The organism is Streptomyces sp. NPDC097107 (assembly GCF_044762405.1).
In the GTDB taxonomy this organism is placed as follows: domain Bacteria; phylum Actinomycetota; class Actinomycetes; order Streptomycetales; family Streptomycetaceae; genus Streptomyces; species Streptomyces thinghirensis.
The window spans coordinates 580,829-593,743 of sequence record NZ_JBIWEF010000002.1; the positions used below are offsets into that span (position 1 = coordinate 580,829).

Consider the following 12,915-nt stretch of genomic DNA (forward strand, 5'->3'; position numbering starts at 1 on the left):
GCGCTCCTCACACGTTTCCATGGATAGTGATCGGTGCCTCGATGTCGCGCAGTGAGCGCGGAACCGATGGGTCCAGGAGGTCGGCCGTCCTCGTGTTGGAGTCCCCAGACACGGCCAGGACGGACATCATCTCGTCCACGTACCGCACGACCTCCGCGCGGTGCATGTCGTGGTAGTGGTTAGCCGGGTTGAGGCCGAGGCCGGCCGACAGATCCTCGATCAGGCGAGTCCGATCGAGGAATCCCGCGTCGAGGGCCTTGCGGAACTGGTCGGACTTGCTGAGCGCGTACCGGCCTTTGCCCGACGTGCTCCATGGGACCTCGTAGACCTGGAGGGTCCAGGCCATGAGAGCCCCAGAGAGCACCCTGCGCAGTACGGGCAGCGACTCGCGGTTGACCGGTACCTTGTGCACGAGCCGGTCGAGGTAGGTGATCCACGCCGTGTAATAGCGGAAGACAGACGCATCGCGGTCTCGTGACGGATTGAAGATGTGCACGATCAAGCCGGGGTGTTTGCGTCCGACCCGGGCCGTGGCCTGGATGACTTCTGTCGCCTGGGTGGGCGTGCCCATGAGGACCATGACGCCGAGACGCGGCGAGTCGAAGCCGTGGCCGATCGCCCTCGTGGCGGCGATGAGCCGGATGCGGCGGCTGGGGTCCTCCGGAGGAGCATCGAGTCGGCGGGCCGCTTCGCGGACAGCGGCGGGCTCGGCGCTGCCGGAGATGATCGCGAGGTTGTCGCTGGTCTCGATCAGGGCCCTGACGCGATCGTCGCGCGTGTATGAGGAGAGATCCTCATTGCGTAGGCAGTACCCGAGCAGGACCTCGTAGTCGTCGCGTAGAGCCTTGTCCACTACGGCGAGGACGTGTGGCTCCGTGTGGTCGAGCCCGGCGTCGGCGGCCGCTGAGGCGGGGTTCGCGATGGATCGCTCGAGCCATGCGGCGTACATGCGGGTCACCTCTGCGGCGGCGGTGACCATGGTGATCCCGCGAGGCCGCACGCCGACGTAGCGGCGCAAGGGATCCTCCGGATCGGTGAAGGAGAAGAACGTCTCGCCGGCGTCAGGACCGGGGGCGGGGAAGCGGCGGGCGGAGCGCTGGTAGAGATGGCGCACCTGGTTCTCGTAGCCCTCAAGGGTGGCGGTCGCGGCCACGATGTGGAGGGGCCGGTTGCCGAGCCTGGCACCGATCTGTTGCAGGAGCGTCTCGTACATGCCATCGAGGGCGCCCAGACTCTCCTCCAGGAGGTGCAGCTCGTCGGCGATCTCGCAGCGCAGGGACCCGAACCCGGGCGGGATCGGCACCCGCGGGGCCTTGCAGCCGAAGACGGCACAGTAAGTCGGGTCTGCTGTATATCCGTGGCGAGGGCATCGGGACTGCGTCTGGCCGAAGATGATCTGGAACGCCTTGTTCTGGGCGATCTGAGCGAGCCGGTCGACGGTGCCGACTAGTACGGAGGGGGCGTTTCGGTAGATGTCGTCGTCGACGACCCAGATCGGCAATACTCCGGAGAGCGGACACGCGGGGTTCTGGCATGTGTGTCGCATGGCCCAACTGGCCTCGTCGAACTGGACGAGGACCTTCCGGCCGCTGCCGGACGGGTCGCAAGCGGGGCAGTGCTCGAGGACACGGCAGCGTTCGGCGAGATCCGGCGAGTGCGGGTCGACGCCGTTCGAGAACGGACTGCTGGCCGCATAGATGCGGTTGGGCGTGTTGGTGCTACCGACGAAGAAGCCGACGCCGAACGGATCTCCGGCGCTGATCCGTGGATCGCGTCGGCGCAGGACCTCGGCCGCGAAAACGGCTTCGGCGAAGCGAGCCGTCTGCTGCGTGGACAGCAGTCGCAAAGGGAAACGCGCCCAGACGTTCACGCCGGCCGTCCCTCCTGTGAGGCGGGCGTGAAACAGGTGAAGGAGCATGACACCGAGGTAGGCCTCGGACTTACCGCCACCGGTCTGCACGGTCTCGATCTGCACGCTGGGGTCGGCTTTTGGGTCCGCGACGGCCGGCAGACAGCCGACCATCCAGGCGATCTGGAACAGGCGCCACGAGTCGTAACCTTTGCTCGCGCCTACCATCTTCATGGCCCGGTTGGCGAGGACGAAGGCTTCACGCAGCACCTCGTCGCGCTCGATGGTGCGGACGCCGGCGCGGATCCACTCAACCTCGTCCCTGGCGGTGTCAGCATCCCTCTTGGCCTCCGCGATGGCTTCGTCGCTCCAGCCTCGAGCTGTCGCGCGCGCTGTCAGGGCGGCGTCCGACCAGTGCTCGGCCACCCACGCGGCGTGGGCGTCGACGATCGCGGTGACCGTCCCAACCGGGTCGGCGATCACAGCGTCGAACCTGGCGTCGATGGTCTCGCCCTTGCCAGAGTTTGCCCGGGGGTGGGGGCGCTGGGTCAGGGCAGTCGCCCCATAACCGGTTTCGAACGTCGTCACACCGGTAGCGGTGTCGGTTGCCGCGACCACCGGCGAGGCCTGCCCGAAGGCAGGCACGGTGCGGTCGTAGCGGTGGGAGTTCGCCACCTGTTCCAGGGTGTATGGGGCCAGGGCTGTGTCGGTGCGCGCCGCGACTCTGGCTTCGTACAGCCGAGTGTCCAGGTGCTTCCGGCCAAAGGGGATGGTGCGCGCCTGGTCGGCGAACTGAGCATCCTCGGGCGGAGTGGTGTTCACGAGAGTGATCAGGACGTCGCGTCCTGCCTCGGTCGCCAAGACATCGACGTCGAGTGCGGCGGCGAACTGGGGGAGGGTGGCGGCGGCCGCAGCGATCAGGTTGTTGGCGCAGTACGACGCCCATGCCGCGTCGTCGGCCATATCGGGGTCGCGCGGCAGGGATCCGGCTGGTGATGCCGTGCGCCGGGGGAGAAAGGGCTCGCTACCCGCGGCCGGACGCACAGCGGCTCGGATCGCGTCCGCGATGGCCTGGGCGCCGAAGCGTGTCGACCCGCGCGCCCCGTTGTGGACCTCCACGCGCACGTTGACCGGTCCGACAGGCACCTTCATCCACACTGCGGCCAGTTGGCGGCCGGGTGTCTTCCCGCCGACCTGGGCGACGGCCTTGGCGGCCGCAGAGGTGTCGATGTTGTCCGTGACCGCGTGTGTGAACGCGCGCTGCTCGGCCTGGGAGGCGTGCAGCGCGATGTAAACCGCGAAGCTGACCTCGACGTCGATCTCGGCGGGAGCCGGCCCGGCGAGCCGGAATGAGAAGCCCTGTGCCGCCGGGACCAGGCGATCGCCGGTGAGGCCCTTGGCGCGATCGACGGTCAACTGCGGTTCGCTGGACAGCTGTCCAAGCCAGATCGCGCGCCTCTGCGCGTCTGTGAGGCGAACTCGGGCGGGCAATTGTCCGCCAGCCGCCTCGGTGAGGATGTGCCGTTCGAGCGAGGCGAGCAGCGCGTCGCGGATCTTCGCCTCGAAGTTCACAGCAGTGGTGCCGTCTGCGGGTGCCGCCGGTGTGGTGGCCATCGTCTCTCGCTCCGTCCCAAGTGATACGAAGGACATGGAAGGTGCCTCAGACGCGGACGTCGTCGCCCGCCCGGAGGCGTGGGGTGGGGTCAGGCCACATACGCCGAGCCCGATTGCTTAGATGGCGCGCGGTCTCCCCTCGCTAGTGGAGGGGCCGTCAGGCCCGGGATGGCGGATTGCTCTATCAGGACGCCGATCGCGCTGGCTGGCACGCGCGCCAGCTTGGCCTCGACGGCCGTGACCCGGTGCAAGGTCACGGCCTCGAGGAGGTCGGCGACGTGGATCCCGAGGGCCGGGTCGATCAGCGCGTCGCGGTCGTCCATGCGCGCGCCGGTGATCTGTCCGGACAGCCAGCGCCCGACCGTCCGGTGGATGGTGCGGCTCGTGCACAGCGCCTTGCCCACCGGGCCCGCGCGGCGGAGCAACTCGGTGTCGCCGACCGCCTCCGCGAAGCGTCTGACGTCAGCCGCGTCCTCCGGGCCCTCGGAGTTCCCGCGGACCCACGTCCCGATGGTCTGCTCGCTCGTGATCGTCGTCGGATCGGCGTTGCGTCGCATCGCCGCGAGTATCTCCCGATAGGTCCAGCCGCTATAGGAGACGCGTGCGACCCGCTCGTGCCAGAACGCGATCAGCGCGGCGAGCGGCGCGTACGTGGGCAGTTCCGACAGCACGTCGATGATCGAGTCGAACAGGTTCCTGCGGGCGGCGGCATCGACGAGCGCGACGACATCGCCGGCCTGAAGGGACTTGGCCGCGACCTGGCGTGTGTTCTTCTGCCTCTTGCGATAGACCACGTCGTTGGGGTCCATCAGTATCGCGCGGCCGTCGGCGAACTCCACGGTGATCGCATTGACTCTGGCCGAGGAGTCACCGTCACCGCCACGCGCCGGCGGCGGGGTCTCCGCCGCGTCGGAACCGACCGCCCCGGTCCTGGCCAGGACCTTCAGGACGTCGAGACCGAACGGCTCCCACGGCGAGTCGTTCACGCCCCGCGCCACGTCGGCGCCCTTGACTACGGTGGTGTCCAACCGGACGACGATGTCCGGGGCGGCAGGACGTACCACGATCGGGTGGGTCCCGAGCCGGACGGTGCTCTCCGTCGCGGTCTTGGCGCGCAGCTCGGCCAGTGCCAGGAACGTGGTTCGCGCTTGCCGTGCCGCCCGACCGGCCTCCCATTCCCCAGCGGCTGTGACCAGCAGCCTCGTCGCAGCGGGAGCGGCCAGCAAACTGGCATAAGCTCGCGGCACTGGACCCGTGATCAGCATCGACGCCACTGGCAGACCGGAGACCCGCCCGCAGGCGAGGTCACGGACGGAAACCACTCGGATCCGCTCCGCCCAGCCGTGCGGAACCAGTGGCGACTCGTTCAAGTCGGTCGTCAGTGCCGCCACCGCGGACTGGTTGCGCGTGACGACCATCCCGGTCCCACGCTGCCCGGCCTCGTCACGGACCCAGTCCTGTACGAGAGCGAACTTCGGCCGTTCCAGAGCGGCCTCGTAGATGTCGGCGAACCCGTCGGCGACCACCGCCCAGGCATCCCGGGTCGGCCCCGCGCTCTGGCGGGATACCGCCCGAGCGTGGCTGGTGGCATCCCCCAGCAAGACAGAGAACGGTCCTCGTCGAACACACGCGTCGTAGGAGGAGGGAGTGGTGACTGACAGGCTGAATGTGGACACGACTCCCCACGCCCAGCGAACCGCATGCGTCATCGCGAGGTTCTCCGACCCGCCGGTCACGGCGGCGAGCCGTCCCAGAGCCTTCCACGTGCCACTCAATGCCTGATCTAGCGATGTCACGGCCTCCGGCGCTCGCACGACACGCGCGGCTATAGCGGTGGCATGTAGCAACTCCGAGGAAGCCGCGAACTCACCCGTCGCCTCACTCGGATTGAAGGGCGTCGCCAGGTCCATGAACGATGGTGGGTCGAACGCCCACACGACACCGCCCGCCTCGCGTATGGCGTCCAGATTCGAGTCGAACGGTGTGTCGGTGATGTAGACCAGGTCACCGCACTGGCGCAGACGCGGCTCCAGATCACCCACATCAGCCGCCGTCCCATCGATAACCAACGCTCCACGGCCGCTCACCCGGTCTATATCCGACGTGAGAACCAGCCGACCGGCCCGGTCATGAACGGGACCGCCGACGACCTTGACCTCGCCGTCGGTCGTGAGTCGCGCCCGCGGGATGAAATCGGCCAGCCGCTGACTATCGATGTACAGACGGTCATATGCGGCACGTTGCGATAGCCGCTTGGAGACCACCGTCGCGGCCACATCGAGACTGCCGGTTCGAACGATCTGCGCCACTAGACTGGCGGCGCCGAGCGCGATCGGGGTATCGGCGGCTGGAAGGGGGATGACCAAGGCCAGCGGCACTTCCCGTGCGCTGGCGGCGTCGACGGCCTCCAGCAATTCCATGTCGAATCGGGTGGCCCCGAACTTGCGGACGCCCACGCCGGAGACCCGACGCCGCAGTTTGCCGCGTCGGACCACATCTGAAAGGCCACTCCAGCCCGTCGTGGCCATTACGCCCCAACCTTCCCCCGGTTACAGAATCTTCACTAATTACCATAGAGGTCCGGACTGACAAGCGCCGGGCCAGCGGCCGAGGGGGCGTTGGGACGAAGACCGACCGCGATGGTCGTCACTCGGGCTGCACGTGGGGGCTCCGACGGTGACGTTTTGCCAGGCGGCCACCGCGCGGAAGGTGTCGACGGTGCGCAGCTGAGGCGTGCTCGGCGAGGATGGTGTCGCGGTCCCACCGGGTGGTGGCGGATGACTCTCCTGGAGACACTGAAGCGGGGGCACCAAGACCCGCGGCCCGCGTTGTCCGATGCCGACAAAACTGCTGCGGGCGGGCAACTGGGGTCGCTGTCCGGGACTGGATCGTTACGGGAGGCGACTAGGGGAGCGCGAGGGGAGCGCGGACGCCTGTGGACGGCGCAACACGGGGTGCGACCAGCGGGACCGCGACATGTGCTCTGATCTGGGAAAACGGGATCTGGTGCGATCGCGCAGCACAGCCCGGCACGACCCCTATCGGTCTCGTAATGCGTAGGTCTCGGGTTCGAATCCCGAAGGCGGCTCGGAATCGCCCCAGGACTCACTCGCCGTGACCTGGGGCTTTTTCATGCTCGGAGCATGCCGAGCCGCGCGACGGGGATGCGGTGGAAGTGCTTGCGTGAGCGATGCGTGAGCGGAGCGGCTCGGGCACCTACTTCTTGGGCTTCTGGCGCCTGGCCTTCTTGCCCGCCTTGGCCTGGGCTTTCGGCTCGTCCTTCGGCTTGCCGTCCCTTGCCTCGCCGGCGTTCTTGGCCGCAGCCCTCTTGGCCGCAGCCCTCTTGGCCTTCTCCTTCTTCGCGGCCTTGTGTCGGCGGCGGCTGAATCCTGACCCAGTTCGGGCGGTTGAACTCTGGGCCACCGGGTCTGTTGCTGGTGTTCAGTCGGTGTCGTGTGTGGCGGTGGGGACGCGTCCGAGTTGGCGTCCGCGCATGCGGTAGGAGTCGCCTTTGAGGGAGTGGACCTCGGCGTGGTGGACGAGGCGGTCGGTCATGGCGGCTGCCACGGTCTCGTCGCCGAAGACCTCTCCCCAGCGTCCGAAGGGTTTGTTGCTCGTGACGATCACGCTCGCTCGTTCGTATCTGTTCGAGATCAGCTGGAAGAACAGGTTGGCGGCCTCGGCTTCGAAGGGGATGTAGCCGACCTCGTCGATCACGATCAGCGGATAGCGGCTGAGCTTGGTGAGCTCGGCCTGGAGGCGTCCGGCCTGATGGGCGTCGGCCAGGCGGTCGACCCATTCGGCAGCGGTAGCGAACGCGACGCGGTGGCCGGCCTGGCAGGCACGGACCGCCAGTCCGATCGCCAGGTGTGTCTTCCCAGTGCCCGGTGGTCCCAGGGAAACGGTGTTCTCCTTCGCGGCGATGAAGCCCGACGTGCCCAGATCCGCGAGCTGTTGGCCAGTCATGCCGCGCAGATGGGTGACGTCGAGTTCCTCGATCGTTTTCATCGCGGGGAAGCGGGCGGACCGGATGCGGGCCTCGACGCCGTGGGACTCGCGTGCGGACACCTCCCTCTGGAGACAGGCGACCAGGAACTCGGTATGCGTCCAGGTCTCCCTCAACGCGCGCTCGGCCAGTCGCTCGGCGGCATCCAGCAGCGCGGGGGCCTTCATCGCCCGGGTCAGGAAGGACAGGTCGGCGGCGGTCTGACGGCCGGTTTGGGGCTTGCCGGGGCTGGCCTTGGTGGCGGTGGGTGTCATCAGGAGACCTCCGGCTCGTCGTGTCCGCCGCCGCCCTCGATGAGGGTGAACATGCGGTCGTAGGAGTCGAGCTGTCGCTGTTCGACCTCGACGAGGTCAGCCGCGGTGGCGGCGCCTGACTGGCGGGCGGCCAAGGCCCGGGAGGCTTGGTGGTGGCGGTAGTCGCCTCGCAGGAGGGCTGCGGCGCGGGCATGGACGGGGTCGGTGATCGTCTGCTGTTTGGCCCAGCAGCGGGGGTGGCGGGCGACTTCTGCTTCACCCGGGGGTGAGGGTGACGATGACCTCGTCGGTGTCGGTGCGGACCTGGGCTTTCTTGCCGATGGCCAGGGGGTGCACGGAGTAGTCGCAGGTATCGACGCGGATGTAGTGGTCGCGGCTGACGCGGGTGGCGAAGCGCCACCAGCGCGGCGGATCGACGGGCGGCAGGGCGAGCATCTGGGCCCGGTCGGCCTCCCACCGGTCGATCGGACGGGCACCCAGGGTGCGGTGCTGACGCCGGTTGGCGATGTTCAGCCAGGCGGTCAGCTGGGTGTTGAAGTCGCGTCGTGTGGAGCGCCTGGGCTCCCGCACCCGGCCGCGCACCGTGGCCGGGCCCGTCGCCTCGAGGTCGCACCCGCGGCCGTTCCGCACCGGCCAGAAGTCGGGCCGCCTCCTGGAGCCGGAGACCGGCGTCGACACCGACGTGGTGGAGCAGGCCCGCCAGACCTTCGAAGCAGCCGCCGCGAAGCCGGCTGCCACGCCCGTCACTTGTCGCCCCGGCCTCCGCGGTGGGCCCTCGGGATGATCACGCCCGGTTTCTACGAGGCGGCGCTCGTGACGTCCGCACCGACGACCTGACCTTCCCCGGCTCGGTCACCGCGCTGCTCAAAGGTTCTGATCGACGTCGTGCCGTTCCTCGTCGTGCGCGAGGCATTGGAGTGCGCCTTGGCCGTGGATGCGACGAAGGCGGACGAGTTTCGCTTCCGCGTCTCACCAGGAGAGATCTCGACAGTCATTTTTCTGGGTGATGGTGTATACAGTTCGACTGCTCGAGGACCGCGACAAGGGGCGAGGAAATAGGAACGAAATATTCCGTTACATTGCCGCCTTGACCCGACCCTGCGCCCTCCTGTTCGGTTCTCGGAGGCCGGGGATCCGGCTCCGTCCCATTTCGAGATCGGGCAAGGAGGGGAGCGAGTCATTTCGAATGAGCTGTGCGCAGGTGACATGTCTGGCAACAGTGACAGCGCGGAGGTGGGCGGCACTGCGGAATGGATCGCGGTGAGGGCCGCTGGTCGCCTGCGGTCGCAGTGAGGACCGCTGGCCGAAAGGCGTCAGGGCTCTCATCGTAAGTGCAGTTGAGAGCCCTGATTGTTGGAGGCCGCGACTGGAATCGAACCAATGTGGACCGCTTTGCAGGCGGTTCCCTGACCACTCGGGCACACGGCCGGGGAGCGCGACTGCACCCCGAAGGAGACGCAGTTCGCATGGCCCCGCGCCACAGAAGCTACGGGATCGGGGCCCCGTTGCGTCAACGTCCGTCCGAATGCTGGAATATTGCAGAAGTGCGAACAGGCCATTTATCGAATTTATGGCTCATTCCCTGCAGAGGGCATTGCGTAGGCCTCTCCGTCCCGACTAGAACTTGCAGCCGTCCGACCCGTCTGGCACATGCGCAGAGTAGGTCTGCTTCGTGCACGAGGGGTGGCCGTCCCGGATCGTTCGCCAGTAGGAACACAAGCAGGGGAGTTGTGTCTTGACAGCGCTGTCCGAATCTTGGCTGAGTAAGATCGACCTGAAGCTCATCGCCGACCAGGTGGGTACACCGGTCTTCGTCTATAGCGAGGCCCAGTTCCGCAAGAACCTCGCGCGCGTACGGCAGGCTGCGGTCGACGCCGGCCTGGGGGGCCGGGTGGAATTTTACATTCCGTTTTTCCCCAACTCGAACCCGCACCACCTCGCCCCGCTGAAGGAGATGGACGGCTTCGGCGTCCTGGTCCAGCTCCCCAGCGAGTACCGGATCCTGCGCGCCCACGGGTTCGACAACTTCATCGTCTCCCCAGGCCATGTGTCCGACGAGGAGATCAGCTTCTGGGACAGCACCCAATCTCCCACGTTTCTCGCCAGCCTCGACGAGGTCCAGCACTCCCTCGTGGCTGAAGCCGCGTCGATCAGCGTCCGGGTCGACTCGCTCGACTCCGGCAAGCCCGGCATCAAGTACGGGGAACTGGACAAGCTCTCCTCCCTGCTGAAGCAGCACGGCAGGGAGCTCGACTGCGTCGAGGTGTACTGCGGCAGTGGGAACTCCCTCGACGACATGGTCCGCACGGTCGAGGAGATGTTCGACGTCTTCCAGCGGCACTTCCCCAAGGTCCGGGGGATCAACTTCGCAGGCGGGCACGGCTTCGACTACGACGCCCACGCCGAGGCCGACAAGCACTTCGACTGGCCTCTCTACTTCCGCCGGCTCGCCGACGCTGCACAGCGCATGGGTATCCCCGAAGACGTCCGCTTCCTTTTTGAACCCGCCCGCGACGTTCTGGCGGACACAGGCGCGCTGCTGATGTCCGTGCAGCGCTCGGTGATCACCACTCCGGTTTCGTCCATCGTGGTCACCGACGGGTGCCGGATGCTGATGCCCTCGGCGCAGCTGCGGAACCGGGGTCATAACACCGCCTTCCTCGATCAGGACATGAGCGAGATCATCAACGACCGAGGCATCAGCGCCGCGGTCCGCGGACGCACCATCCTGCGCAACGACTACCTGCTCCCGGGAGAGGTCCACGTCCCGGAAGGGGTGGACGAGACCAGCCACATGGTCATTCTGGACACCGGCGCCTACTGCGCCACCCAGCACATGGAGTTCCTGAACGTGCCTCCGGCCGCCGAGGTCCTCGTCAACAGCGACGGATCCATGGACCTGGTCACCGCCGCCGGCGACGAGCTCGACAAGTGGCGCAACCTCCTGGACGAGAAGCAGCCGGTCAAGAGCTGACGGTTCGCGGTCCGCACGCCGTGCACGTGTCGTCGTAGCACACCCGCTGTCACCGTCGCACCTGATGTTCACAACACCATGGTCAGACAGGAGAACTCAATGCCGTCGCCTTCCGACGGTCTGCCGGAAATCGCTCACGGATCCGCCGCCGAGAGCGCGCCGTTCGAGCTTTTCGAACAATGGTACGAAGAAGCTGCAATCGCTGAGGTGAACGACCCCAACGCCATGGCCATCGCGACCGCCGACGCGAACGGCCTGCCCGATGTGCGCATGGTGCTGCTCAAGCACCGTGACTCCCGCGGCTTCGTGTTCTTCACCAACACGACCTCCGCGAAGGGTCGCGAACTGGCTGAGAACAGTCAGGCCTCCGGCGTATTGCACTGGAAGAGCCTGCGACGCCAGGTGCGCTTCCGCGGCCCCGTCGAGATGGTCACCCCCACGGAGTCCGACGCCTACTTCGCCTCCCGGGCCCGCGACAGTCGCATCGGTGCCTGGGCGAGTCGGCAGTCCAGTCCGCTGCCGGCCCGCAAGGTCCTCGAGGACGCCATCGCCGCCGAGACGACGCGCTTCGAAGGGCAGGACGTACCCCGTCCCGCGCACTGGGTCGGCTACCGCGTCCAACCCACCTACCTCGAGTTCTGGTCGGACCGGCCGTTCCGGCTCCACGACCGAATCGCGTTCAGCCGGACAACCCCGCAGGGCGACTGGGAACATGGGCGCCTCTACCCGTAGCGGATGTCCAAGAAGGGCTCAACAGGATGTACTTCACCCACGCCGACGATATCTGGACCGCACACCCCGGGCTGCATGCCCTGGCCCTCTCGGTGGACCAACTGACCAGTGCCGAGAGCGACCAGGCGCAGCTGCACGACCTTGCCGAGCGCATCGAACGACGCCAGGAGCGGCTGGCCGAGGCCGACATGCCGGAGATCGCGGCGTGGCGTGAAGCCTTCTCGCGCATGGGCCTCAAGCCCACCCAGTACCGATGTGCCTCGGAAGCGCTGCTGCGCCGGTACCGCAAGGACAAGAGCCTGCCCAGCTTCCATCCGGTGGTCGACTACCTGAACCACGTCTCGATGGCCTACGGGATCCCCATCGCCGTGTTCGACACCGCGCACATCGGCTCCGGCATCACGGTGCGCCCCGCCACGGGCACGGAGGGGTACGAGACATTCCAAGGAGCCGTCGAGAACCCCGCACCGGGAGAAGTCGTCTTCGCGGACCCCGACGGCCACGCGCACTCGCGGCGCTGGACCTTCCGGCAGTCAGCACGATCGGCCGTGTCCAAGGACAGCCGCTCCGCGCTGATCGTGGCCGAGGCCCACCACGACTCGGCGGATGCAGATCTGGCCGCTATGGAGGACGAGCTGAAGGCGGGTCTGTCCGTCCTCGGCGCAACGCTGGGGGGATCGACCCTCCTGACCGCAAGCCATCGTCGGTTCGAGTTCTGACCTGTGTGCTGCCCCGCACCTGTGCGGGGCAGCACACACGAGGGGGACATTCGTGAACGCACCCGCCACCTCCGCAATGGCCGAGGGTCTCGCCCAGGTGCAGGCCGAGATCGCCGCAGCCTGCGCACGCACAGGGCGGAGCCGCGCAGAAGTCCGGTTGATCGCAGCCTGCAAGACGTTTCCGGCCGACACCGTGCGAGCCGCCATCGCCTGCGGACAGACCGCCTTCGGAGAGAACTACGTCCAGGAGGCTAAGGACAAGTGGCCAGTTCTCAAGGAGGAGCATCCGCACACGGAGCTGCACCTGATCGGACCGTTGCAGTCCAACAAGGCCCGTGAAGCGGTTGCCCTGTTCGACGTCATCCACTCCCTCGACCGCCCCTCCCTGGCCAAAGCGCTCTCCCGCCAGTGCGAGAACCAGGCCCGACGTCCGGCCATGTTCATACAGGTGAACACGGGCTCCGAACCTCAAAAGGCAGGCGTGCTGCCCGAAGAGGCCGACGCCTTCATCGCGGCCTGCCGCGCCCTCTACCAGCTGAACCTGACCGGCCTCATGTGCATCCCCCCGGCCGACGAGCCGGCCGAACCGCACTTCGACCTCCTCGCCAAGATCGCCGCACGTAACGGACTCGACGAACTGTCCATGGGCATGAGCAGCGACTACGCGAAAGCGGTCGAACACGGCGCGACGCATGTGCGCGTCGGCTCGGCGATCTTCGGCAACCGGTCCTACCCGCCCGCTGATCGGTGACGCAACCGAACCGAAG

The 12,915-nt window shown here is 67.3% G+C and carries 10 protein-coding genes and 1 tRNA gene; 4 read left to right on the plus strand and 7 right to left on the minus strand.

Going from position 1 to position 12,915, the window contains the following annotated elements; all coding sequences use genetic code 11:
- Positions 1-7 precede the first annotated feature (7 nt).
- The 7 genes from ACIQ1J_RS06380 to ACIQ1J_RS06410 all read right to left on the minus strand — a co-directional run bounded on the left by ACIQ1J_RS06380 (position 8) and on the right by ACIQ1J_RS06410 (position 9,151).
- A complete protein-coding gene (locus ACIQ1J_RS06380; protein ID WP_403554567.1) occupies positions 8-3,463 on the minus strand; it encodes a hypothetical protein in 3,456 nt (1,151 codons plus the stop codon).
- Between the two features lie 89 nt (positions 3,464-3,552).
- Positions 3,553-5,991 carry a hypothetical protein gene (locus ACIQ1J_RS06385; RefSeq protein ID WP_403554569.1) on the minus strand — a complete coding sequence of 813 codons (2,439 nt, stop codon included), beginning with the start codon at positions 5,989-5,991 and terminating at the stop codon, positions 3,553-3,555.
- A gap of 688 nt (positions 5,992-6,679) precedes the next feature.
- Positions 6,680-6,886 carry a hypothetical protein gene (locus ACIQ1J_RS06390; protein ID WP_403554571.1) on the minus strand — a complete coding sequence of 69 codons (207 nt, stop codon included), beginning with the start codon at positions 6,884-6,886 and terminating at the stop codon, positions 6,680-6,682.
- Positions 6,887-6,904: 18 nt separating this feature from the next.
- On the minus strand, positions 6,905-7,723 hold the full coding sequence (gene istB, locus ACIQ1J_RS06395) for an IS21-like element helper ATPase IstB (RefSeq protein ID WP_403554573.1): 819 nt from the start codon (positions 7,721-7,723) through the stop codon (positions 6,905-6,907).
- The gene (locus ACIQ1J_RS06400; protein WP_403554575.1) at positions 7,723-7,857 is read right to left on the minus strand and encodes a hypothetical protein; all 135 of its coding nucleotides are present in this window, start codon (positions 7,855-7,857) and stop codon (positions 7,723-7,725) included. The genes istB and ACIQ1J_RS06400 overlap by 1 nt, the downstream gene beginning before the upstream one ends.
- 121 nt (positions 7,858-7,978) lie before the next feature.
- Positions 7,979-8,461, minus strand: a complete 483-nt coding sequence (locus ACIQ1J_RS06405; RefSeq protein WP_403554576.1) for a Mu transposase domain-containing protein — start codon at positions 8,459-8,461, stop codon at positions 7,979-7,981.
- 616 nt (positions 8,462-9,077) lie between these two features.
- Positions 9,078-9,151: transfer RNA gene (locus ACIQ1J_RS06410), tRNA-Cys, on the minus strand.
- Between the two features lie 307 nt (positions 9,152-9,458).
- Between ACIQ1J_RS06410 and ACIQ1J_RS06415 the strand changes: the two genes are divergently transcribed.
- The 4 genes from ACIQ1J_RS06415 (at position 9,459) to ACIQ1J_RS06430 (ending at position 12,899) form a co-directional block, all read left to right on the plus strand.
- Positions 9,459-10,697 (plus strand): hypothetical protein, encoded by a 1,239-nt coding sequence (locus ACIQ1J_RS06415; protein ID WP_403554578.1) that lies wholly within the window; start codon positions 9,459-9,461, stop codon positions 10,695-10,697.
- A 99-nt stretch (positions 10,698-10,796) separates the two neighbouring features.
- Positions 10,797-11,429: a pyridoxamine 5'-phosphate oxidase gene (gene pdxH / locus ACIQ1J_RS06420; protein WP_403554580.1), complete on the plus strand. Its 633-nt coding sequence runs from the start codon at positions 10,797-10,799 to the stop codon at positions 11,427-11,429.
- A gap of 26 nt (positions 11,430-11,455) precedes the next feature.
- Positions 11,456-12,148, plus strand: a complete 693-nt coding sequence (locus ACIQ1J_RS06425) for a B3/4 domain-containing protein (protein ID WP_403554582.1) — start codon at positions 11,456-11,458, stop codon at positions 12,146-12,148.
- A gap of 52 nt (positions 12,149-12,200) precedes the next feature.
- Positions 12,201-12,899 carry a YggS family pyridoxal phosphate-dependent enzyme gene (locus tag ACIQ1J_RS06430; protein WP_403554584.1) on the plus strand — a complete coding sequence of 233 codons (699 nt, stop codon included), beginning with the start codon at positions 12,201-12,203 and terminating at the stop codon, positions 12,897-12,899.
- The last annotated feature ends 16 nt before the right edge of the window (positions 12,900-12,915 follow it).